This is a genomic window from Bradyrhizobium sp. F1.4.3, assembly GCF_040548375.1.
In the GTDB taxonomy this organism is placed as follows: Bacteria; Pseudomonadota; Alphaproteobacteria; order Rhizobiales; family Xanthobacteraceae; genus Bradyrhizobium.
Genome location: NZ_JBEPRN010000002.1, coordinates 316,683 through 339,959 on the forward strand (window position 1 = coordinate 316,683; position 23,277 = coordinate 339,959).

The window sequence follows — 23,277 nt, forward strand, 5'->3', positions numbered from 1 at the left end:
AAGGGTCGCTCGCCGCGATGCGGTGCGCAGGCCGAATCGAGCGGCGCGAGGAAAGGCATGAAGGACGCACCGAGCGACGCGAGGAGCGGCGCAACTAGGCCCGCGACATGATCTCACCGGTCATTGCTGGTCGGCAGACGTCGGCTTGACCGCGATTTGGAAGCTGGCGGATGCCGCAGACCTGGTACGTCACGTTTGAGGTGCACAAGCGCGGGACCTTGCCGAAGCGGCGAAGCCCGCGGGAGACGCGCACGTTCGAGAGCGAAGCCGACGCGAGGACTTTCGCGCGAGAGAAATTCAATGAGGGATTGATCGTCTTCGCAGGGACGCTCAATCCCTTCTTGCCGCGACGGCTGATTCCCTCGAGCGAGATCTCGTCCTGGATCGAGCAAGGCCAGGGCGAGGAGGTTGCCGGGCACGAGGCCAAGCGCGACCCTGAAAAATAGCCGACGCGATCGCCGCCGATCCTTGCCGATGACGAGAAGCGAAGCTCGGCGGGGCGGGCGGGTTTCCGCCATTCGGACACCGGGCCGAGTCATTGAGGCCAGCTCGAAATCTTTTGAGTGTTGCCATTATGGCACGAGGAGATTGCGCCCTCGCCCGTAGCATTTCAGCCGGAGGTTGGGGGATGATTGCATTGCAACAAACCCGCCGTTTCGAGGAACCAGAAGCGGTCGGTAAGGAGAAAGCGCTATGAAAAGGCTTCTGCTGACAACTGTCACTCTGGTGGCACTGGGCGCCGTGGGGCCCGCCATGGCTGCCGATATGGCCGTGAAGGCGCCGCCTCCGGCGCCGATTGTTCCGATCTACAATTGGACCGGGTTCTACATCGGCGGCAATGGCGGCTGGGCGCAGAACCACAACTGCGTGGATTTCCTTGACGCGGCTGGCGTAGCCGTCGCTTCCGGCTGCCGCGATCGGTCCGGGGGCGTCGTCGGCGGCCAGATCGGCTATCGCTGGCAAGCCAGCCAATGGGTGTTTGGTCTGGAAGCTCAGGGCGATTGGGCGGATCTCAGCAACCAGCGCGTCAGCCTGATCGATCCTACGTTCTCCACGCGGGCCAAGACCAGTGCTATCGGCCTCTTTACCGGCCAGATCGGCTACGCCTGGAATGCGTCACTGCTCTACGTGAAGGGCGGTGCGGCGGTGACAGACAACCGCTTGAGCGTCCTTGATACTGCTTCCGGCGCGGAGCTGGCCGCGCAAAGCGCAACCCGCTGGGGCGGTGTCATTGGTGTTGGATTCGAGTATGGCTTCACCCCGAATTGGTCGGTGGGCCTCGAATACGACCATTTATTCATGGGGCACCGGAATAATTCGTTCACGGTCGCCGATCCGCGACTTGCCGCCTTTGTGAACGACCGGATCACCCAGGACGTGGATATGGTCACCGTGCGCTTCAACTACCGCTTCGGCTGGGGCAACCCGGTTGTCGGAAGGTACTGAGGTCTCCCGGTCCGACTTCTCCAGGGGGCCGGCAGCAGCGCCGGCCCTCATTTTTCCTGGCGTCATCGCGGCAAGCTAGTCAGCGCCTGCCAACGCGATCGACCGGACCGCCGCGATTCATCGGAGTGCCGGGCCGCACCGCTTCGCGTGCGGCGGCGCGCGCGACGGGCCGGGGCCGCAGCACGACGCCCGCCCGCGCGACGCAGCTGGGCGGATAGTCGACATATTGGCAGTACACCACGGCATTGGCGCTTTCAGAGCTCGCGAAGACGAACCCGAGCATCACCAACGCAACGGCTAATCCTGTGGCTGGCTTCATTGTGGGCCTCCTCTGTTTGGAGCCGTAGTCCATGCCAGCGCTCCACGCGCGAGTTGATCCAGATCAACGACGACACCATCGGCAATCCGATGCTTCAGGCGGGTATTGACGCATATCAATGCCTCGCCCTGCGGCGGAATATGATGGGCGCCCGCGAGATGTCTCGCTGCGAGAGCTGAACGGATATCCCGATGATCACAGTTCCCGAATTGGTGTCGCAGGCGTTGGGCGCGTTTCTGACCGCGGAAACGCGAGACCGGTTTGGCGCTTCGCATGCCGGTCTGACCGAGTTGCTTCCGTTCGCGGCGAAACTCACATTGGAGTGCATCGGCAACAGCGACGCACTTTACCACAATATCGAGCACACGCTGCTCGTGACGCTTGCCGGGCACGACATCCTGACCGGACGCGCACTGTTACGGCCCACCACGGCGAACGACTATGCGAACTTCATCCTGGCCTGCCTCGCCCACGACATCGGATATGTGCGCGGCGTCGTCCAGGGCGACGAGGACGAGGAGTTCATTGCAGACGTGAATGGCGGCACCGTTCGCCTGCCAAGGGGATCGTCCGATGCCGCGCTGGCTCCCTACCATGTCGATCGTTCGAAACTGTTCGTCCTCGAGCGGCTGGATTCCGTCGAGGATCTGGATGCGGATCGGGTGGCCCGGGCCATCGAATATACCCGGTTTCCCTATGCGATGTCCTCGAATGACAGCCTGATCGAAGAGGAGGGGCTGTTGCTGCGGGCTGCCGATTTGATCGGCCAGCTCGGCGACCCCAATTATCTGAGAAAGGCGAATGCGTTGTTCTACGAATTCGAGGAGATCGGACTCAACAAGACGCTGGGCTATGCGACGCCGGCGGACATTGTCTACAAATATCCGCAGTTCTATTGGAGCAACGTCGCCCCCCAGATCCAGGCGGCGATACGCTATCTCAACGTGACGTCACGTGGCCGTCAATGGATCGCGAGCCTCTATAGTAACGTATTCCGGGCCGAGCGTGAGATGAATCTGTCGGGACCGCAGCTCTAGCAGGCGCCGATCGCGCCGATCGCTTGATCTGGATCAAGATCGCCCCGCGCGAGCGGGGACTTGGCTCGCTTGCAACACGCGTGGCCGTGGCTGAAGGCGCATCTGTGAGAACACTCCGCCAGATCATCTCCGGAGACGAGATCATCCAGCTTGTGATCCGGCTGGGGCTGCTCGCAGTCCTGATCGTCTGGACGCTGCTCCTGATCCGTCCGTTTGTGCCGATCCTGGCCTGGAGTGTGGTGCTCGCCGTTGCGCTCAATCCGGTGTTTCAGCGCCTCGCCAAAATTCTTGGCGGCCGGCCGAAGCTTGCGGCGGGGATCCTCACCCTTATGAGCCTCGCCATTGTCATCGGACCCGCGACCTGGCTCGGTATGGGCGCAGTCGATGGGATCAGGGATATTGCCGGGCAGATGACAGCGGGTGAGGTGCTGGTTCCATCGCCACCTCAATCGATCAAGGATTGGCCCCTCATCGGGCCTCAGCTCTTTGATCTCTGGGATCAGGCTTCGACCAATCTTCGTTCGCTGCTGCGCGAGGTTGTGCCGTATCTCAAGCCCTTCGCGACGACGTTGCTCGGATTTGCCGGCAATGCCGGTGTGGGGACGGTAAAATTCCTGCTGTCCATTGTCGTGGCCGGTGTCCTGTTTCCGTATGGCCCGCAGCTTGTCGCCGCGAGTCGCGACTTTCTATCGCGGATCGTGCCCGAACAGAGCGAGCACTTTCTCGACCTCGCCGGTACCACCATCCGTGCGGTAGCCCAGGGTGTGATCGGCGTCGCAATCCTCCAGTCCTTGCTGGCCGGTATTGGATTCAAGCTGGCCGGCATCGCCAGCGCGGGCTTGCTGGCGTTCGTGGTGCTGTTGCTGTCGATCGTGCAGATCGGCGGAACGCTCGTCATTCTGCCGGTCATCATCTGGATATGGACTGACAAGGAATTTCCGGTCGCGCTTCTGCTGACGGTGTTTCTCGTGATCGTATCGGTGCTCGACAACATCCTGAAACCGCTCGTCATGGGGCGCGGCTTGACCACGCCGGCACTCGTCATCCTGATCGGGGTGATCGGGGGAACCCTCGTCCATGGCATTATCGGCCTGTTCATCGGACCGATCATTCTGTCGGTGGCCTGGGAGCTGACGGTCGCCTGGATCCGCACCGAACGTGTTCCGCCCGTGCAGCCGGCGGTCGAGCGTTGACCTAAATCAACGTAGGCGGTTGCGAAGGCCCTTGAATGAAATCGACACGACGATGAGGTCGGACCATGGCGGAGGAAATGCCTTCGTTGCCCGGTGATGCCATGTCCGGTCCTGCTGCTCCGGCGGTCGAATACACGTTCGATGCCGGGCGCCGGCGTGCTCCAACGATTGCGGCGTGAGCGCGATGGATACTATCCTTGTCGTCAATGCCGACCCCTCCAGCATCAAATTTCAGATCTATTCGGTCGAAGGAGACGGAAGGCTGCGGCAGCAGCTCAAAGGACGGATGGATGGCATCGGCAACCGTCCGCGATTGCGGGCGAACGGCGCCGGTGGCTATCCGCTTGCCGACCGCGCCTATCCGATCGAGGCGGTGCCGGACGTTGCGGCCGCGATGGACATCGCCAACGCATGGTTGCGGGATGAACTTCGCATCCATCCCATCGCTATCGGGCATCGCGTCGTTCATGGCGGACCGGACCATGACAGCCCGGTCCTGATCGATCATGGTGTCGTGGCGCGCCTGGAACGGTTCATCGCGCTGGCGCCGTTGCATCAGCCGCACAATCTCGCGCCGATCCGTTCAATTCTCGCCAATTTCCCGACGCTCCCGCAGGTCGCCTGCTTCGACACTGCATTTCACCGCACGCATGCCGCGGTCGCCGACCATTATGCGATCCCGCGCAGGCTTTATGTCGAGGGTGTGCGCCGCTACGGGTTTCACGGCCTGTCTTACGAATACATCGCGAAGAACTTGCCGAGGATTGCGCCGAAGATCGCGACGGGACGGGTGATTGTTGCGCATCTCGGGAGCTCGGCGTCGATGTGTGCGCTCAGTGGAGGACGGAGCATCGAGAGCACCATGGGCTTCTCCGCGCTTGACGGGCTTCCGATGGGATCGCGCCCGGGCCAGATCGACCCGGGCGTCGTGCTTTATCTCATCTCGGAAAAAGGAATGTCGGCGTCGAAAGTGCAGGACCTCCTCTATGGAGAGTGCGGATTGAAGGGCCTTTCCGGCGTCAGCAGTGACATGCGTGAGCTCGAGGCAAGTGAGGACACCAACGCGAAGCTTGCAATCGACTATTTCGCTTACCGGATCGGTCTCAACGCCGGCATGCTTGCGGCTGCGTTGCAGGGCCTGGACGCATTCGTCTTCACGGCTGGAATCGGTGAGAACTCCGCGTCGATCCGTGCGCGCGTGGCGGAGCAGCTTGCATGGCTCGGCGTCAAGCTCGATGTCGCCGAGAATGCGCGGCATTCGCAGCTGATATCGTCTTCCACGAGCCTCATTCCGGTCTACGTCGTGTCCTCCGATGAGGGGCTGATGATCGCCCGCCACACGCTGGCGCTGCTGATGAACGGCAGTGCGACAAGCTCCGTCCATCCCAGGGTGTCCTGATCCCTCGGGTACGGATGCAAGGTTGCGCTGAAGCGGAGAAAGGCATCGACGATGTCTCCAAGTCAGATCTTCATTTCCGGGACATTGTCGGGAACGGCGAGCTCGGCTTCGGTGACGGCGATGACCTCGCCGATGCTGATGCCCGGTGCTGTCTCCAGCAGAATTGGCCAGCCGTCAGAGAAGCTGATCACCGCCATGTCGGTGACGACCATGTTCACGGGCCGGGTCGATGTCAGCGGCAGCGTACATCTCGCGACGATCTTGGACTTGCCCTTGGCTGCGTGCTGCATGGCGACGATGACCCGCTTGGCGCCGCTGACGAGATCCATCGCGCCACCCATGCCCGGCACCATCTCGCCGGGGATCATCCAGTTGGCAAGAAGGCCGCGGGCGTCGACCTGAAGACCGCCAAGCACGCTGACATCGACATGACCGCCGCGGATCAATCCGAATGACATCGCGCTGTCGAAGGTGCTGGCGCCCGGCAGCGTTCTAATCGGGAGTCGGCCGGTGTCTGTCAGCGGCGGATACGCCAGCCCTTGCTCGGCGATGGGCCCGGTGCCGATCAGTCCGTTCTCGGATTGAAAGAACACTTTGAGATCGGATGGAATGTAGTTGGCCACCAGCGCTGGAATGCCGATCCCGAGATTCACGAGGTCGCCGCTATGGAACTCCTTCGCAACGCGCCGGGCGATGATCATCTCTGCATCCACGGGTCACCCGTTCGCAATGAGGTAATCGACGAGCGGCGCCGGTGTCACGACATGGTCGGGCGCGATGACGCCGACAGGCACGATGTTCTCCGCGGTCACGATGACGGTGTCCGCCGCCATCGCCATGATGGGATTGAAGTTGCGCGCGGTCAGCGCGTAGGCAAGGTTGCCGAGATGGTCGGCGAAAAAGGCGTGAATCAGCGCGAATTGTGCCCGTAGCGCCGTTTCGATCAGGAACTGTATGCCGTCGACCTCGATCTGGCGCTTGCCCTCTGCGACCAGTGTGCCGACCCCGGTCGGGGTCAGCACGCCGCCGAGGCCGCAGCCGCCAGCGCGGATTCGTTCGGCCAGGGTGCCTTGCGGGTCGAGATCGACCGCGACCTGGTTCGCCAGCATTTGCTGTTGGGTATTCGGATTGTGGCCGATATGGGTCGCGATCAGGCGCGAAACCAGAGCCGCATCGAACAGTTTGCCAACGCCTCTGCCGGGGACACCCGCGTCGTTGCAGATGATCGAGAGACCCTGCTTTTGCTGGCGAACAACTTCGTTCAGCAATCGCTCCGGCGCGCCGACGCCCATGAACCCACCGACCATGATGCTCGCGCCTGCCGGGATCATTGCAACGGCTTCTTCGACGGAGATGATCTTCATGATTGAAGTTCCGATCGGCGAGCAATCCACAAAAGGGCGGCAGCGGAGAGATGTTGGCGATGAGCCGCCAAGCTCTCTTGATTTGCATCAAGGCGTCTCATCATCCTCTTCGCTGGATGAGAGGCGCTGACCGACCAAGCCAGGAGCATGGACGAGTCCGCGGCGGGAGTGCGCGATGGTGGTTCAATTCTTGCTCGGCACTCTCATCAGCGTGATCAACATCATGATTCACGCGCTGGTGACCGTTGCGGCGATCGACGTCGCCCGCACCGCCGGACTGAGGCACACGTCACGGCCTCGATCGCATCTCATGGCTGTGATGGTCACGATTGCTGTCATTCTGATGGTCGCGCACACGGTCGAGGTCCTCGTATGGGCTCTGGCCTATGCCGTGGTCGGCGCGGCGCCCGCGGGAAGCGATCTCCTGTATTTCACCTTTGTGAACTACACCACGCTCGGCTACGGCGATATCACTCCCTTGGAGGGATGGCGGCTGACGGGACCGATGACCGCGATGAACGGCATCCTGATGTTCGGCTGGTCGACCGCCGTGCTGTTCGAGGTGCTGCGCAAGACGCTCGAACGCCTCGCCTGGATCGTGTCGCCCGGAACTAGTTCTGGAGATCGAGGCTAGCGAGTTGCGGCCGGTCCAGCAGTACGATCTGGCGCTGGTTGGTGCCGATGAAGCCGAGGATGCCGAGCTCATGCAGCCGCGACAGCGCGCGGGACACGGTCTCCAGGGTCAGTCCTAGATAATCGGCGATATCGCGCCGCGACATCGGCAAGGCCATGATGCCCGCGGCCGTCAGCCGCTTGTCCATCTCGATCAGGAAGGCCGCGACCCGCTCCAGCGACGTCTTGCGGCCGAGCAGTAGCATGTGGTCTTCAGCGTGTTGAAGATTGCTGGTGGTCATGCTGAGCAGGTTTCGAGCGACTATGGCATCGCCTTCCGCGACGAGCTCGAGGCTCTGCCGCCGGACAAGGCGAACCGTGGTGTCGACGACCGCCTCCGCCGTGAATCTGTGTTCGTTACCATTCTCCAGACCGAAGATGTCGCCAGCCAGGTGAAACGCGCCGATCTGGCGACGGCCGTCGGACAGCAGTTTGTAGCTTCGCACCGCACCCAGCTTGACCTGGTAGACGTAGTCCGCCGGCTCTTTCTCGCCGTAGATCTCGGTACCTTTTTTGTACGCAAATTCGTTTAAACTGATGATCGGATTTGAAACGCTGGACATCCCGAGTTCACGAAGCGAATTGGGGCGCGGGGACGCATCGGCGGCGTTGCGAACGAACATGGCCAACTCCCGAACGGATAATGACGTGATAGCCCCCAGGAGATTTTTTCATCGTTGAGGGAAGGAGCCGCCGATTTCCCCAGTTCCCGCAAGGGTTGTTTACGACCAAAACCGCATATGCAACCATTGTCTCTAGGTTCATTGTACCAAAGGACATGGCAGCGATACGGTGCGCGGAATGAGATGCCCGTCATGAGGGCTGTCCGATCTTCGGTGACTATGGTGCGATCGGGATATTTCGGCATAATGACGCTATCTGTCCGCAGTTGAGTGTCGCGAGAGGGGACATTGCCGAGCCTCGTTTACGTCGTGGACGACGACGAATCGTTTCGAACAGCAATCGAACGCCGGCTCAAGCTTGCCGGCTATGAGGTCGTGACGTACTCATCGGCGCAGGAATTGCTGGATGATCTGCCGGACGCGGAAAAGCCGGGATGCATCCTGCTCGACGTGCAGATCCCCGGACTGAGCGGACCCGAGCTGCAAGCCCGGCTCGTCGAACTCGGATCGATGCTGCCGATCGTCTTTCTCACCGGCCATGCCGATACCGCGACAACCGTGCGCGCTATCAAGGCCGGCGCCGAAGACTTTCTGACCAAACCGGTGTCGTCGGAACAACTGATCGACGCCATCGAACGCGCATTGGCTCGTCGAGAGGTTCTGCGCAGCCAACAGGGCAAGCTCGATTCGCTGCGTGCCCTCGTGACGTCACTGACACCACGCGAACGGCAGGTCTTCGATCTGATCGTGCGCGGCAAGATCAACAAGCAAATCGCCTATGAGCTCGGAACCACCGAACGGACCATCAAAGCGCATCGCCATCAGGTGATGGAGAAGATGCAGGTACCTTCGTTCGCTGAATTGGTTTCGATTGCCGAGCGCCTTGGCCTGCTCGATTCCAGAAAGACGTGAGCAACGGGTTGGCATTTGTGTCCGTCGAGAGGTTCCCGTCGCGCGACCTGTACGATGGGACAATATGAAAGTTTATTGACAGAATCTGGCAGAAGCTGCCTACATAGCTGCTTCTATCTGCCGCGATAGCGGACGGAGTTGTTCAAGGGCCGCAGAATTCGCGTTGCCCTCGCAAAACCCGAGAATGAGAAAGCCAGCCTGTTGTCCGCACGCAAATCCATTTACGTCGTGGATGATGATTCATCCATGCGCCGAAGCATGGAGCGATTGCTTCGCGAGCACGGCTTTGATGCGGTGCCGTTCGAGTCGGCCGGGGCATTGCTGCGTCATGGCCATTTCGACGAGGCCTCCTGCATCGTCCTGGATATCAACCTGAACGGCGAATCCGGCATCGTTCTCCGCCGCAGGCTCGCGAAGGCGGGCGCCACCGTGCCGGTCATCTACATCACCGGCAACGACAGTCAGGCGAACCAGTCGGCCGCGATCGCGTCGGGATGCGTTGCTTATTTGACGAAGCCGTTTGCCGCAGATGCATTCATTGAATCGGTTGAGCGCGCCTGCACCGGGGTCGTCTAGCTAGCCCGATCGCGCTTGACGTCATTCGGCGATGTCTACTCGAGCGTCTTTGCCGGCGACGCCACCAGGGAGCGATCCACACGCGGGATCTATGAAACCCGGCGATGCTTGATCCAGATCAATTCTCGCAAGTGGCAAGCCGTCTTGGTATCCGCGTGATCGCCATCCAGATAGTGATACTGTGCTGCGAAGCCCGCAGCGACGAGGCCCGCATATGATTTCCGGGCGGGTATCGCGCTGGACGCGGTTGTTTCCGCCCGCAACTTGGCTTGCAGACTATCGCAGCACTTGGCTGCGTCCTGATATCGTCGCCGGCATCACGCTCGCGGCCTATGCCGTTCCGGTGTCGCTCGCCTACGCGACGCTGGCGGGTCTGCCGCCGCAGATCGGCATCTACGGCTACATGCTCGGCGGCGTCGGCTACGCGCTGTTTGGGTCGTCGCGCCAGCTTGCGGTCGGTCCGACCTCCGCGATCTCGCTGATGATCGCGGCCACGGTCGGGGCGCTGGCCGGCGGAGACGCGGCGAAATACACCGAGATCGCGAGCCTGGCCGCATGCGCGGTGGCACTGTTGTGCCTGATCTCCTGGCTGTTCAAACTCAGCGTTCTCGTCCGCCTCGTCAGCGACAGCATATTGGTCGGTTTCAAGGCCGGTGCCGGGCTCACCATCATCATGAGCCAGTTGCCAAGTCTGTTCGGCGTCGCCGGAGGCGGCCATAATTTCTTCGATCGAGCCATCAAGCTCAGCGGCCAACTCGGCGACATCAATTGGCTGGTTCTGGCGATCGGCGCCATTGCGCTCCTCCTGCTGCTGCTCGGCGAACGCCGTTTGCCGGGAAAGCCGATCGGACTCACGGTCATGGCATTGTCGATCGTGCTGGCGGCCCTGCTTGGCTTTCCCGCTCTCGGCGTCCCCGTCACTGGCAGAATTCCGGAAGGATTGCCGACGATCGGATTGCCCAGGTTTGGCCTGCTTGAGCCCGACGAACTGTTCCCGTTGGCCGCGGGATGCGTGCTGCTGGCCTATATTGAAGGTGTGTCTGCAGCTCGCAGCTTTGCCGCCAAGCATGGCTATGCCCTGGATGTCCGCCAGGAGTTCTTGGGGCTGGGGGCGGCGAACCTCGTCACCGCATTCGGCCACGGCTATCCCGTCGCCGGTGGTCTGTCGCAATCCGCCGTCAACGACAATGCGGGCGCGCGCACGCCGCTGGCGCTGGTGATCTGCTCGGCGACGCTTGCGCTGTGCCTGCTGTTTTTCACGGGGCTGTTGACGAATCTGCCCAAGGCGGTGCTGGCGGCCATCGTCTTTGCCGCGGTCTACAGACTGGTCGACATCCGTGCACTGCTGCGGATGTGGCACGTCAGCCGGATCGATTTTTATGCTGCGGCGATTGCGCTCGTATCGGTGTTGCTCCTGGGGATCCTGCAAGGCGTCCTGCTGGCGGCAATCGCGTCGATCGTGCTGCTGCTGGCGCGCGCCTCACGTCCGAATGTGGCGTTCCTTGGCCGCCTCCCGGGAAGCGGCCGCTATTCCGACAATGCGAGGCATGAGGGTGTCGAGCCGCTCGTCGGCGTCATCGCGTTCCGGCCCGAAGCATCGCTGCTCTACATCAATGCCGAAACGGTCCTGGAGGCGGTTTTGGACGCCTTGCTGAGATCGGTCGATATCAGGTTGGTGATCTGCGACCTCTCTGCGTCCCCCTACATCGATCTGGCTGGCGCGGGCATGTTGCGCGACCTCAACGACGAGCTCGCTTCACGACATGTCGCGTTCTGCATCGTCGGCGCGCATGCGCAGCTGCGCGATCTCTTGCGGGCGGAGGGACTGGCCGAAAAGACCGACAGCGGGGCGTGGCTTCGGTCGCTCGACAGCGTGCTCGGCGACGGCAACGTCGGGCAACCGTCTGATCCCGAGCAAGAGCATCCGTCGGCATCGTCAGCTGGTCAGCTCTGATGTGATCTTGAGGCATCGTCTGCTCGACCGCTGCCTCGGAAAAGATTACGTCGCCAAGTGTGCTGGGATAGCTCTAAGGACGGCGACCGTTGACTTGAATCAATGGAGCGCGGCGGCCGGGCATCACGATCCCGGCCGGGAGGCAAGGTCGGGTGAGGGACGTGGCCAAGGGCGCCATGTTCGTAATCCGTCTCCGGAACCCCGCTAATCTTATTCGGCTATCAAGCAATGATCCCAGCTCAATAGCTCGGCGTCACAACCAAGAGGAACGGAAATCATGAGAAGGGTTGCCATCTACGTCGCCTTGGCTCTTACAAGCGCCGTCGGTCTGAGCACGCCGTCGCGCGCGGAGACTGGTCAGGTTGCGGTCGTCTTCACCAAGGGCGGATTTATCGTCGGCGTCGGTGGCGGCGAGGGCGTTCTGGTGTATCGCGGCAAGAGATATCCGTTCACCGTCTCCGGGATGAGCGTCGGCTTCACGATCGGCGCCTCGACCACCAAGCTTGTCGGCCGTGCCCTCAATCTGAGGGGACCGCAGTCTATCGAAGGCTCCTACGCGGCAGGCGGCGCCGGCGGCGCCGTTGCCGCGGGCGCCGGAGCCGTTCAGCTGCAGAACGGCAACGGCGTGATCCTCCAGCTCAGCGGGCCGAAGATCGGCGCGGAGGTGTCGGCTGCCGTCGGCGGCGTGACGATACGTCTAGAGTAGACCCAACAGACGGGCCACGCCGGAGGTGTGGTCCGATGTCTTCGTCAATATCGTTCAGTGACGAAGTTCATACCGCGCAGGCTGGCCTGGTCGTTGTAGCGTCCCTTGTGGGAACGCTTCGGCAGCCTGACCTTGTCTTTCTTGATCCGCTTGTAGGAGATCGCCTTCAGGAGATGCGCGATGCAGTTCAGCCGCGCCCGCCGCTTGTCGTCGGAGCGGATGATGGACCAGGGCGCATATTTGGTGCTCGTCTTGCTGAGCATCACGTCGCGGGCCCGGGAATAGGCGTACCAGCGCTTGAAGGATTCCAGGTCCATCGGGCTGAGCTTCCATTGCCGCATCGGATCGTCGATGCGGGCCTTGAAGCGGCGCTCCTGCTCCTCCATTCCGACCTCGAGCCAGACCTTGATCAGAATGATGCCGCCGTCGATGACATATTTTTCCAACTGCGGGCAGAGCGTGAGGAAACGATCATGCTCCGCGGGCGAGCAGAAGCCCATGACGTATTCGACGCCGGCGCGATTGTACCAGCTGCGGTCGAAGATCACGATTTCACCGCCGGCTGGAAACTGCTCCATGTAGCGCTGGAAGAACAGCTGGGTCTTTTCGCGATCCGACGGCGCCGGGAGCGCCACCACGCGGAAGACGCGCGGGCTGACCTTCTCGGTGATCGCCTTGATCGTACCGCCCTTGCCGGCGGCATCCCGGCCTTCGAACAGGACGATGACCCGGAGCTTGTTTTCCTTGACATAATCCTGGAGATGGCAAAGCTCGATCTGGAGCTTCTCGAGCTCCTTCTCGTAGTTCTTGCGCTTCATCCGCGCCGTGGGCTCGTTCTTTGCCATGCTCCGCCTTTCGCTGCTTCAGCCCCCATCCGGCCGAGCGGGTCTCAATCTTCCCAGGAAATGGTCACGCCGATGTCGCCGGGCATGCCATCCGGGAAGTCGATGATCTGGTAGCCGATGCGGTAGCCGCGCGGCTTGAGATGATCGGTCCAGAGCTGGAAGATCTCCTTGGGAATTCCCGTCAGCGTCGTTTCCCAACCGGCTTCCTGCTGGTTGATGGCGCGTCCCTTGTCGGTGCAGAGCGTGTTGGGAAAGCGATAGACCTGTACTTCGGTCAGGCCGTTTCGCACCGCACGCTGGATGATGGTCGAGGCGAGCTTGATCTTCTCCTCCTCGCTCTTGCCGGACGGCTTGGTCAGGCGCTCGATCAGGGCTCGCTTCTCGGCCTCGGCGGCGGCGGCGAGGCGTGCATATTCTTCGGCCTTTTCGGCCTCCTTGAGCGCCGCTTCCTTGCGGATTTGCGCTGCATTGGGGATGAGATCATCGATGCCGGGCATGACTGACAAAGCTCCTGGCTTGCTGTTGGGTCAGAGTCAGGGTTACGCTAGGTTCGCCACCGTCCGGACCTTTGACCCATATCAAGTAATTTCTCACTTGCACGACCACGATGGCCGTCTGAAGCGCAAACCGCCTTGATCCCTTCCGTGGAGGAGACCGTTGAGCGAGCAACTTCATCCGATGGCCCCTCATCATCTGCCGTTCTATCTCGCGCCCGGAAGCGGGGTCGACACACTGATGGTCGTGATGGGGATATTCCTGATCGGCACCGTGCTGTGGGTGGGTACGCTCTATTGGAAGCTGCACAGTCTGCCCGAGCGGATGGCTCACAAGTCGCAGAAGCTGCAGTTCGAGTTCGTGGCCGTACTTGGCCTGATCTCGCTGTTCACGCACATGCATATTTTCTGGGTGGCGGGTCTCTTGCTCGCAATGATCGACCTGCCCGATTTTGGTACGCCGCTGCGCAGCATCGCCGGCTCCGTCGAGAAGATCGCGGACGCGACCCCTAGCGACCAGGACGAGGTTGCCCAACCCGGCCCGCCGGCGCCGGAAAAGCCCGGCGCGGCGAAGGAGAAGGAGCGCAGCCATGTTTGAGCTGATGTTCTGTTCCGTCCTGACCATCGTGCCGGACTATCTCTACCGCCACTACGTCCAAGGTAAGCGCTTCGGCAAGGAGATCACGTTCTTTTCGATCTGGTACGAGCTGCGATGGGGCATCACCGGCTGCCTGATGCTCACGGTGTCGCTGATCACCATGATCTTTTACTTTCATCCGACGACCGACTCGGCAACGCTGTATTACCGTACGGTGCCGATCCTGCCCGAGGGCTCGGGACGGGTCGCGGAAGTCAATGTCGGCTACAGCCAGGCCGTGAAGAAGGGCGACGTGCTCTTCAGCCTGGACAGCTCGAAGCAACGCGCGGCTCTGGAAACCGCCAAGCGCAAGGTTACCGAGGTTGATGCGTCCCTGACGTCTGCGGAATCCGACGTCGTCAAGGCCGACGCGCAGATCCAGGAAGCCAAGGCCAACTATCAGCAGGCCAAAGACGAGCTCGATACCAAGACCGAGCTCCAACGCCGCAATCCCGGCGTCGTCGCGCAACGGGACATCGAGAAGCTCCAGGTGTTGGCCGATCAGCGGCAGGCGGGAATCGATGCGGCCACCGCGTCCAGGCAGTCGGCCGCCTTGCGGGTTTCGACGCTGCTTCCGGCCGAGAAGGCAAGTGCCGAGGCCGTTTTGGCGGAAGCGCAGGTGGATCTGGACAAGACGTTTATCCGCGCCGGTGTTGACGGGCGCGTGGAGCAATTCCTGGTCCGCGTCGGCGACGTGGTCAATCAGCTGTTGCGGCCGGCGGGCGTGCTCGTTCCGGACGGCGCCGGCCGGCGGGGTCTGCAGGCGGGCTTTGGCCAGATCGAGGCTCAGGTCTTGCAAGTCGGCATGGTGGCGGAAGCGACCTGCATATCGAAGCCGTGGGTCATCATTCCGATGGTCATCACAAGTGTCCAGGACTACATCGCGGCCGGACAGTTCCGAAGCGGGGAGCAGCTCATCGAGGCGCAGAATGTCGCGCGACCCGGCACGATCCTGGCTTTCATGGAGCCGCTCTACCAAGGCGGGCTGGAAGGTGTGACGCCAGGCAGCAGCTGTATCGTCAACGCCTACACCAGCAATCACGAGGAGATCTCGGCGAAGGAGACCAGTACCGGGCGGGCCATAGCCTTGCATGTCGTCGACGGCGTTGGCCTCGTGCATGCGCTGCTGCTGCGCATCCAGGCGCTGCTGCTGCCGATCAAGACGCTGGTGCTCAGCGGGCACTGATGGAAGGAATGCAACGCATGACCAACTCACGACGCCGGACGGCGGCCCTTTGATCCCGACGGAAGCGGCGCGGCCGAATGGCGATAGACCGCAGTGCGCTGGTGCACAAGTTGTGCTGTAATGACCGCCGTTCGGACGTCTGAGACTGCCAGGGAATAGAATGAACGGGCGCATTCTCATCGCTGCGGTCAACATGGCCTGGCCCGGTGTGGCTGCGCGTGTCCTTGTCTGCGCGTTGATCTGGGCCATGTTGCCGGGTCCGGCGCGCAGCGAGCCGCGTGGCGAGCTCAAGCGCGTGCTCATGCTCTATTCGTTCGGACGAGAATTCCGTCCCTGGAGCCAGTATGCACGAAGCATCAAGGGGGAGCTGGAGCGACAAACGCCATGGTCGCTGGATATCCAGGAGCACACCCTGCTGACGGCACGGTTCAACGATCCGGGTCCGGAAGAACCGTTCGTCGACTATCTCCGCTCGCTCTATTCCAGGGTCCCGCCCGACATCGTGATAAGCATCGGGGCGCCGGCGGCGCGGTTCGTGCAGAAATATCGCGAGCAGCTCTTCCCCGGTGTACCTATGGTCCTGACGGTGGTCGAAGAGCGGTTGGTCAACCGCGCAGGCCTGACCGACAACGACACCGTGATTTCGGTACAGAACAATTTCAAGGCTGTCTTTGGCAGCATTCTTCAAGTCCTGCCGGACACGAAGATGATCGCTATCGTGATCGGCGTCTCTCGCCTCGAGAAATTCTGGCTGGATGAGATCAAACGGGAGTTGAGGCCCTTCGAAAGCCGCGTCGCCTTCGTCTGGTACAATGATTTGTCGTTCGACGAAATCCTGAAGAAGGCGTCGGCTCTTCCGCCGCACACGATCCTGTTCTGGGGGCTGATGTCGGTCGACGCCGCCGGCATCGCCCATGAAGGCGATCTTGCCTTGCGCAACCTTCGTACCGTCGCAAACGCTCCGATCTTTTCGTACCAGGAGGCATTTTTCGGTGGCGATACGGTCGGGGGCCCGATGCACTCGATTGCCGAATCCAGCAAAAGGACGGTCGATGCGGTCATCCGCATTCTCGGTGGTACGAGGCCCGGTGCCATCAAGTTTGAGCCGATCCAGTTTGGTCCTCCGAAATATGACTGGCGCGAGATGCAGCGCTGGGGAATCAGCGAGAGCAACCTGCCGCAGGGCAGCGAAGTCCTGTTTCGCGAGTCCACCGTTTGGGACAAATATCGCTGGCAATTGGCGCTGCTTGCCAGCGTGATCCTGATCCAGGGTGCCTTGATCAGCGGATTGCTCCATGAGCATCGCCGCCGCCGCCTGGCCGAAGGCGAGGCGCGCCAACGGATGGTGGAGCTCGCCCATGTCAGCCGCTACGCGGCCGCCGGCGAACTGACGACCTCGGTCGCGCACGAGCTCAATCAGCCGTTGGGCGCGATCCTCACCAATGCAGAGACTGCGGAGCTCATGCTGGGTAGCTCCGCGCCGAACCTCCAGGAAATCGCCGATATCCTCGCCGACATCAAGCGCGACGATCAGCGCGCCAGTGAAGTGATCCGCCGGCTTCGCAGCGTGCTGAAGAAGACGCCGTTCGAGATCAGGGACATCGACCTCAATCAGACGGTGCGTGAGGCGATGGGGTTTGTTGGCGATCTGGCGCGGGGGCGGGGGGTGGTGTTGAATTATGTTCCCGCGTCGAGCGAGCTGCACGTCAAGGGAGATCCCGTTCAGCTGCAACAGGTCGTGCTTAATCTCATCATGAACGCGATCGATGCCGTATCCGACGCTGACGTGAGACACGGCGAAATCAGCGTGACGACCGTCCGCACCGGTGCTCGCGCGGAAGTCCGGGTTGCCGACACCGGGCCGGGCATTGCGTCCGGCGATCTCAAGACCATCTTTGACCCGTTTTTCTCCACCAAGCCGCAAGGCATGGGCATGGGACTTGCGATCGTCCGCACCATCGTCGAAGCGCATCAAGGGCGGATCTCCGCGGAAAATCAGCCATCGGGGGGCGCGCTCTTCATTGTCGGGCTGCCGATCGCCCGCGGCAGCGCAAGAGCAGCTTGATCCGTCACGCCGTACTGCGTTGCATTGCAGCTGGGCCGATGCGCCGCCTCCCGGGCTTTGCGTTGCGTTCCTTTGATCTTGATCAATAAAGGCTGCTGACCCTTCGGGGAGCTTGCTCAGGTGAGGCCTCGAGGGAGGACATGATGTTTCGTTGCGGCAAAGCCCTGATCGCGATGGCGCTGCTCTTGGCGAACCCGATCGCCGCGGCCGCCCAAACGGCTGACACGCCGGCCGCCCCGGTCAGCCAGGCGCAACCGCCGACCCAGCCGCCGCCGAACTTCGAGCTGCTCAAGCCCGCGCAGCTCGAAGCGCTGGTGGCGCCGATCGCGCTCTATCCCGACGAGCTGCTCGCCAATATGCTGGCGGCATCCACCTATCCTCTGGAAGTCGTGCAGGCCGATCGCTGGCTGAAAGAGCGCACGACCCTGAAAGGCGATGCGCTGAAGACCGAGGTCGAGAAGCAGTCCTGGGACGACAGCGTCAAGGCGTTGGCCTCGACCGCCGAGGTCCTTACGATGATGAGCGACAAGCTCGACTGGACCAAGGCGCTGGGTGACGCCGTGCTCGCGCAACAGCCGGACGTGATGGATGCGGTCCAGCGGCTGCGTACCAAGGCCTATGACAACAAGAAGCTGGTCACCACCAAGCAGCAGAAGGTCAGCGTCCAAACCCAGGAAAGCAAGCAGGCGATCGTGATCGAGCCGGCCGTATCAGATACGATATACGTGCCGTATTATGAGCCCGCAACGGTCTACGGAGCGTGGCCCTACACCGACTATCCGCCCTACTATTTCGGTTACCCGTCCTACATCGGCGCAGGCGTCGTTGCGGCGGGTCTCGCCTTCGGCTCCGCCTGGGCCATCGGCCGCTGGGGCAATTATTGGGGCGGCGGCTGCAACTGGGGCAACCGCAACGTCTATATCAATCACCGAACCACCAACATCGGAAATGGCTGGCAGCACAATCCGGCCCATCGCCAGGGCGTGCGCTACAACAACGCGAATGTTCAGCAGCGCTTCGGCAACAGCAATTTGAAGGCTGGTGCCGCCGACCGGATGGATTTCCGCGGCCGCGACGGACAGCAGGTGCTGAAGCCGGGACAGGACCGGCCAGGCGCTGGAGATCGTGCCGGAGATCGCGCTGGCGACCGTGCGGGAGACCGTGCAGGAGACCGGGCAGGCGATCGAGGTGGTGACCGTCAGGGTGCGGGAGATCGCGCCAAGGCTGGTGGCGATCGCGCCAAGGGCGGAGGCGATCGTGCCGCCAAGGGTGGCGGTGCCAAGAATGCCGGCACCAAGGCGGGCGGCGCCAAGGGCGGCGGTGGTGCCAAGGCCGCGAACCGTGGTGGCGGCGGCGCGTTGAACGTGTCGTCGGGCCGATCGGCGGCAGCAGCTTCGGCCCGAGGTCGCGCCAGCATGGCGAGCGCGGGGCCGCGCGGCGGCGGCGGTGGCGCGAGCTTCGCCGGTCGTGGTGGCGGCGGTGGTGGCTTCCATGGTGGTGGCGGTGGAGGCGGCCGCGGCGGCGGCGGTGGACGGCGTTCCGACATCGGGCTGAAGCACGATGTCGTTCTGCTCGGCCACCTCGCAAACGGCCTTGGTTACTACCGCTTCAGTTATATCGGCAGCGACGAGGCCTATGTCGGCGTCATCGCGCAGGAGGTCGAGGACGTGATGCCGAAAGCCGTCACCCGCGGAGCGGATGGTTATCTCCGGGTCTATTATGAAAGGCTTGGTCTGAAATTCCGCACCTACCGCGATTGGCTCACCGGCGGCGCGCGGATCCCAGCGGAGGTGACGCCATGATGGGCTTGAAATCGCTTCCTCGTGCGGCCTTGCCGGCCGTCATGGCGCTGGCGCTCATGACTGCGCCGTCGCTCGCGCAGCAGTCCTATCCGACACCGGAGGATGCGGCGGCAGCGCTCGCCGCCGCCGTCAAGAGCGGCCCGGACAGGGCCATCCTGAAAGTGCTCGGCAGCGCCGCCCAGGACATCGTCTCGTCCGGCGATGAGGTCGCCGACGTCGACATCCGGCAACGCTTCACCTCGATGTATGATGCCAAGCATTCGATCAAGTCGGAGGGCAACAAGAAGGCGACGCTGATCCTGGGCCCGGATGACTTCCCGTTCCCGATCCCACTCGTCAACACCAAGACCGGCTGGGAATTCGATACCGCCGAAGGCCGCATCGAAGTGCTGTATCGCCGTATCGGGCGCAATGAGCTCGATGCGATCCAGACCAGCCTCGCCTTCGTCGATGCCGAGAACGAATATGCCGACAAGGATCGCGGCGAGGGGGCTGGCGTGTACGCACAGCGCATCGTCAGCAGTGCGGGCAAGAAGGACGGGTTGTTCTGGCGCGACGACAGCGACCCAAGCCCGCTCGGCGCGTTGGCGGCACAGGCATCAAGCGAAGGCTACAAGGCCGAGGAAGGGCCGGCGCCCTATCACGGTTACTATTTCCGTATCCTGACGGGGCAGGGATCGAATGCGCCAGGCGGCGCGCTCGACTATGTCGTCAAGAGCAAGATGATAGGCGGCTTTGCGCTGATCGCGTGGCCCGCCGAGTACGGCAATTCCGGCGTCATGACCTTCCTGGTGAACCATGCCGGCACCGTCTACCAGAAGGATTTGGGAGAGCGGACCGGGATCATCGCTCCGCGCACGACGCTGTTCGATCCGGACCAGACCTGGAAGAAGGTTGATGTTGCGAAACCGTAGAGGCGGCAAAGCCCTGTTTCGTTCACTCGCGACGGGCCTCTTGGCGCTCGCGCTGTTGGTATTCGCCGTCCCGGCGACGCCGTCCTTCGCGCAGGCCTCCGGCGATGTCCGGGTCAGGATCGTAAAGGCCGGTTTGCTGGTGGGCGGCGCCACCGGCAGCGGCATCCTGACGTATCGTGGCCGCAACTACCCGTTCCGGGTGTCTGGCTTGAGCTTCGGCATCACCGCCGGCGCGACGGTCGGCCGTTTCGAGGGCCGGGCTTCGGGCATCCGCGAAGTCGGCGACTTCGCCGGCAGCTATAGTTCCGTGGGCGGAGGCGGCGCATTTGTTGGCGGATTGGGCGGCGTCCATTTGCGAAATGACAAGGGCGTCGTGATCGTGCTGCAAGGACCAAAGGCGGGAATGGAGTTTGCCGCCAATCTGAGCGAGATCACGATATCGCTGAAGTAAGTTTGCGAGAGCCCGTTCTCGTCCATCGCGGAGTGAATCTTTTCACCATCAAGGCAGCTCCGTCATTGCGGGTGCCGCGAAGCAATCCAGCGTTTTTCCGCGGAGGGATTCTGGATGCTTCGCTCCGCTCGCAGTGACGATGTGGAGAAAGCGTTCGCGACAATCCTGCGTCCGCCATCAACTCCGATACCAGCTCGCCAGATTCCACGTCGTGACGTCCCACCCTGAGATGTCGGCCATCAGGCTATTGACGGCGCCGCCGACGATGTTGCGCGAGAGCAGCGGCACCAGCACGTTGGCCTCGCAGAAGATCTCGTTGACCTTGATCAGCAGCGCGGCGCGCTTGACTGGATCGAGCTCCTTCTGCGCGGCCTTGTAGGCCTTGTCGGCCTGCGGATCGGACCAGCGCGAAACGTTTCGGCCGAGCCACTTGTTGTCTTTGGTCGAGATTTCCCAGGAGACGCACTGATTCAGGAACCGCTCCGGATCGGGCTGCGGTTGCGTTGTGTTGTACATCTCCATGTCGCAATAGAATTTCGAGTAGGTGTCGGGGTTGCCAACGTCAGACGAGAAGAACACCGAGGCGGTAACCGCTTTGATCTCGATCTCGATTCCGGCGCGCTGGCAGGCCTGCTTGATGATGGCCTGCGTCTTCTGGCGCGGGGCGTTGATCGATGTCTGGAAGACATATTTGAGCCGCTTGCCGTCCTTCTCGCGGACGCCGTCCGCGCCCATCTTCCAGCCTGCCTCGTCGAGGATCCTGTTCGCCTTGTCGACGTCGAACTCGTATTTAAGCTTGCTCGACTTGAACTGCGAGGGCTGGTTGACGAAGCTCGCCGTTGCGATGCCGCCGCGGCCGTAGATGAATTTCTGGATCGCCTCGCGATCGATCACGAGGTTGATCGCCTTGCGAACTGCGGGATCGGACAGCGTCGGGTGCTTCGTCTTGACGCTGGAGCGCTCGCCGTCGACCTCGGTCCACGGGTCCGTCGTGTTGAGGATCATGAACTCGACGCCCCCGGAGAGCGTGAATTCCACCTTGCCTTTGCCGCTGGCCTCCATGCGCTTGAGGACCTCATCCTCCACCAGCAGGTTCCAGGCATAGTCGTATTCGCCGGTTTGCAGCACGGCACGCGCGGCGGACACCGCGTCGCCGCCACCCTTGATCTCGAGCGTGTCGAAATGCGGTTGGTTCTTGACGTGATAGTCGGGGTTGCGTTCGGCCCTGAGCATGTCGCCCGGCTTGAACTCGACGAACCGGTACGGGCCGGTGCCGACCGGCTTCAGATTGCCCGGCGCGTCGCGCGACTTTGCGCCGGCATAGTCGCCAAAGAGATGTTTTGGCAGGATCTGGCCGACCGAGCCGACGAAGGGGTCGGCCCAGAACGGGGTTGGCGCCTTGAAGATCACCTTGACGGTGTGGTCGTCGATCTTCTCGACATTGATGTCCTTGTAGGACCCCGTGGTGTACGCGGCCGTCGCGAGATCCGCAGCGTAGGTCCAGGTAAAGACGACGTCGTCGGCGGTGAAGGGCTTGCCGTCATGCCATGTCACGCCCTGCTTCAGCTTCCAGGTCACGCTCATGCCGTCCGCCGAGAGGCCGCCGTTCGCCCTGGTCGGTACCTCGGCGGCGAGGCAGGGAATGAGATTGCCTTCCTTGTCCCAGCCGGCGAGCGGCTCGAAGAAGATGCGCGAGGCGACCTGGTCCTTGGTGCCGATCGCGAAATGCGGATTGAGCAGGGTGGGTGCCTGCCAGATCAGGATCTTGAGCGGGCCGCCGCCGCCGGCCTTGGTCGGCTTGTAGGCAAGCGTGGCGTCCGCCATCGCCACGTCGTTCCAGAGCAGGATCTGGCTCGCGACCGGCGCTGCGATCCCAACCGCAGCCATTGTCTGAATGAACGAGCGTCGCGACAGCGTGCCTTGCTTCACCTCCGCGATCGCCTTGCGGATTTCGTTTTCGTTCATCAGATGGTCTCCACCCTTCAAAGAAAAGTCGTCACCGGCCGCAACTGCACTCTAACTCAGGATTTCGGGCCTCGTGGAGTCAAAGATGAGGGCACTGATTTGAATCGTGGGCTTGCGATGAAACGCCGCATGTCGGTGTGACGGCGCAGGTTGGTAGTCCGGATGGAGCGGAGCGCAATCCGGGACAGATCTTTCGCCACGGCATCTGCCCCGGATTGCGCTCCGCTTCATCCGGGCTTCTACGAGAGCCTGTCGGGCCTGTTTCGCTCGCCCGTCAACCCCTCGCCACAAAAATATTCCACTTTACCGAAATTCGGTTTTCGCGTATGTGTCGTGCATCCCGGCTCGACCTTGAGGGGCGATCTTGTGTCGTCATGTTTCGCGAGCCGGGCTTGCGGTGGACGCGGCAGCGTCGGGCGCGAGAGGTTAAGGGCAGGGCGGATTGCTCTCCGTGAGCCCAAAACTTCGTGCTAGATGAGCGGCGCTGTCAGGTTCGTCTCGCCAGCATTCTTCCGGCAACGTCGACAACGTCGGGAGATAATGCGGCGAGCAAGCGAGCCGTGCGTACGGCAAAACCGTGTGGTCCTGGCCGTCGTCGCTACGGTCAAGCTCTTGCGGAGGCGGAAGCGAGCTCAACCGGGCAAGCGTCCGCCGTCAATTCGCGAGGGCGAGGGAGGCCAGAACGAACTCGGCTCCCGGGAGAGCACGGCATAAGCC

Annotated in this window: 23 protein-coding genes; 16 read left to right on the forward strand and 7 right to left on the reverse strand. The window is 62.2% G+C overall.

The window, feature by feature from the left end:
* The first annotated feature begins 170 nt into the window (after window positions 1-170).
* Window positions 171-446, forward strand: a complete 276-nt coding sequence (locus tag ABIB73_RS08940) for a hypothetical protein (RefSeq protein WP_354223141.1) — start codon at window positions 171-173, stop codon at window positions 444-446.
* 247 nt (window positions 447-693) lie between these two features.
* Window positions 694-1,446, forward strand: coding sequence for an outer membrane protein (locus ABIB73_RS08945; protein ID WP_354223143.1), 753 nt, complete (start codon window positions 694-696; stop codon window positions 1,444-1,446).
* Window positions 1,447-1,525: 79 nt separating this feature from the next.
* Here ABIB73_RS08945 and ABIB73_RS08950 read toward each other — a convergent pair whose 3' ends face one another.
* On the reverse strand, window positions 1,526-1,765 hold the full coding sequence (locus ABIB73_RS08950; RefSeq protein WP_354223145.1) for a hypothetical protein: 240 nt from the start codon (window positions 1,763-1,765) through the stop codon (window positions 1,526-1,528).
* A gap of 191 nt (window positions 1,766-1,956) precedes the next feature.
* Between ABIB73_RS08950 and ABIB73_RS08955 the strand changes: the two genes are divergently transcribed.
* From ABIB73_RS08955 to ABIB73_RS08965, 3 genes are all read left to right on the forward strand, one after another.
* Window positions 1,957-2,802, forward strand: a complete 846-nt coding sequence (locus ABIB73_RS08955) for a metal-dependent phosphohydrolase (protein ID WP_354223147.1) — start codon at window positions 1,957-1,959, stop codon at window positions 2,800-2,802.
* Window positions 2,803-2,906: 104 nt separating this feature from the next.
* A complete protein-coding gene (locus tag ABIB73_RS08960; protein WP_354223149.1) occupies window positions 2,907-3,995 on the forward strand; it encodes an AI-2E family transporter in 1,089 nt (362 codons plus the stop codon).
* A 184-nt stretch (window positions 3,996-4,179) separates the two neighbouring features.
* Window positions 4,180-5,394: an acetate/propionate family kinase gene (locus ABIB73_RS08965; RefSeq protein WP_354223151.1), complete on the forward strand. Its 1,215-nt coding sequence runs from the start codon at window positions 4,180-4,182 to the stop codon at window positions 5,392-5,394.
* A 62-nt stretch (window positions 5,395-5,456) separates the two neighbouring features.
* Here the strand turns inward: ABIB73_RS08965 and ABIB73_RS08970 are convergent, their stop codons facing one another.
* Entirely contained in the window at window positions 5,457-6,107 is a 651-nt protein-coding gene (locus ABIB73_RS08970; protein ID WP_354223153.1) for a 3-oxoacid CoA-transferase subunit B, read from the reverse strand.
* 3 nt (window positions 6,108-6,110) lie between these two features.
* Window positions 6,111-6,758: a CoA transferase subunit A gene (locus ABIB73_RS08975; protein WP_354223155.1), complete on the reverse strand. Its 648-nt coding sequence runs from the start codon at window positions 6,756-6,758 to the stop codon at window positions 6,111-6,113.
* A gap of 175 nt (window positions 6,759-6,933) precedes the next feature.
* Between ABIB73_RS08975 and ABIB73_RS08980 the strand changes: the two genes are divergently transcribed.
* Entirely contained in the window at window positions 6,934-7,392 is a 459-nt protein-coding gene (locus ABIB73_RS08980) for a potassium channel family protein (RefSeq protein ID WP_354223157.1), read from the forward strand.
* Here the strand turns inward: ABIB73_RS08980 and ABIB73_RS08985 are convergent.
* A complete protein-coding gene (locus tag ABIB73_RS08985) occupies window positions 7,370-8,053 on the reverse strand; it encodes a helix-turn-helix domain-containing protein (RefSeq protein ID WP_354223159.1) in 684 nt (227 codons plus the stop codon). The genes ABIB73_RS08980 and ABIB73_RS08985 overlap by 23 nt on opposite strands.
* 288 nt (window positions 8,054-8,341) lie before the next feature.
* Between ABIB73_RS08985 and ABIB73_RS08990 the strand changes: the two genes are divergently transcribed.
* From ABIB73_RS08990 to ABIB73_RS09005, 4 genes are all read left to right on the forward strand, one after another.
* Entirely contained in the window at window positions 8,342-8,965 is a 624-nt protein-coding gene (locus tag ABIB73_RS08990; protein ID WP_354223161.1) for a response regulator transcription factor, read from the forward strand.
* A gap of 138 nt (window positions 8,966-9,103) precedes the next feature.
* Window positions 9,104-9,541 (forward strand): response regulator transcription factor, encoded by a 438-nt coding sequence (locus ABIB73_RS08995; protein WP_502918409.1) that lies wholly within the window; start codon window positions 9,104-9,106, stop codon window positions 9,539-9,541.
* Between the two features lie 214 nt (window positions 9,542-9,755).
* Window positions 9,756-11,495 (forward strand): SulP family inorganic anion transporter, encoded by a 1,740-nt coding sequence (locus ABIB73_RS09000; RefSeq protein ID WP_354223163.1) that lies wholly within the window; start codon window positions 9,756-9,758, stop codon window positions 11,493-11,495.
* Between the two features lie 277 nt (window positions 11,496-11,772).
* Window positions 11,773-12,201, forward strand: a complete 429-nt coding sequence (locus tag ABIB73_RS09005) for a hypothetical protein (protein ID WP_354223165.1) — start codon at window positions 11,773-11,775, stop codon at window positions 12,199-12,201.
* 44 nt (window positions 12,202-12,245) lie between these two features.
* On the opposite strand, the gene ppk2 is transcribed toward ABIB73_RS09005, so the two are convergent.
* Window positions 12,246-13,046 (reverse strand): polyphosphate kinase 2, encoded by an 801-nt coding sequence (gene ppk2 / locus ABIB73_RS09010; protein ID WP_354223167.1) that lies wholly within the window; start codon window positions 13,044-13,046, stop codon window positions 12,246-12,248.
* Between the two features lie 44 nt (window positions 13,047-13,090).
* Window positions 13,091-13,543, reverse strand: a complete 453-nt coding sequence (locus tag ABIB73_RS09015; RefSeq protein ID WP_354223169.1) for a hypothetical protein — start codon at window positions 13,541-13,543, stop codon at window positions 13,091-13,093.
* Window positions 13,544-13,724: 181 nt separating this feature from the next.
* Between ABIB73_RS09015 and ABIB73_RS09020 the strand changes: the two genes are divergently transcribed.
* The 6 genes from ABIB73_RS09020 (at window position 13,725) to ABIB73_RS09045 (ending at window position 20,595) form a co-directional block, all read left to right on the forward strand.
* Complete coding sequence (locus ABIB73_RS09020) at window positions 13,725-14,138, forward strand: hypothetical protein (protein WP_354224247.1); 414 nt, start codon at window positions 13,725-13,727, stop codon at window positions 14,136-14,138.
* The gene (locus ABIB73_RS09025) at window positions 14,131-15,363 is read left to right on the forward strand and encodes an HlyD family secretion protein (protein ID WP_354224249.1); all 1,233 of its coding nucleotides are present in this window, start codon (window positions 14,131-14,133) and stop codon (window positions 15,361-15,363) included. Before ABIB73_RS09020 ends, ABIB73_RS09025 begins: the two co-directional genes overlap by 8 nt.
* A 160-nt stretch (window positions 15,364-15,523) precedes the next feature.
* Window positions 15,524-17,428 (forward strand): ATP-binding protein, encoded by a 1,905-nt coding sequence (locus ABIB73_RS09030; RefSeq protein ID WP_354223171.1) that lies wholly within the window; start codon window positions 15,524-15,526, stop codon window positions 17,426-17,428.
* Between the two features lie 143 nt (window positions 17,429-17,571).
* Window positions 17,572-19,230: a DUF3300 domain-containing protein gene (locus ABIB73_RS09035; protein WP_354224251.1), complete on the forward strand. Its 1,659-nt coding sequence runs from the start codon at window positions 17,572-17,574 to the stop codon at window positions 19,228-19,230.
* On the forward strand, window positions 19,227-20,144 hold the full coding sequence (locus tag ABIB73_RS09040) for a DUF2950 domain-containing protein (protein ID WP_354223173.1): 918 nt from the start codon (window positions 19,227-19,229) through the stop codon (window positions 20,142-20,144). Before ABIB73_RS09035 ends, ABIB73_RS09040 begins: the two co-directional genes overlap by 4 nt.
* Before the next feature lie 40 nt (window positions 20,145-20,184).
* Entirely contained in the window at window positions 20,185-20,595 is a 411-nt protein-coding gene (locus tag ABIB73_RS09045) for a lipid-binding SYLF domain-containing protein (protein WP_354223175.1), read from the forward strand.
* Between the two features lie 177 nt (window positions 20,596-20,772).
* Here the strand turns inward: ABIB73_RS09045 and ABIB73_RS09050 are convergent, their stop codons facing one another.
* Window positions 20,773-22,560, reverse strand: coding sequence for a peptide ABC transporter substrate-binding protein (locus ABIB73_RS09050; protein ID WP_354223177.1), 1,788 nt, complete (start codon window positions 22,558-22,560; stop codon window positions 20,773-20,775).
* Window positions 22,561-23,277 lie beyond the last annotated feature (717 nt).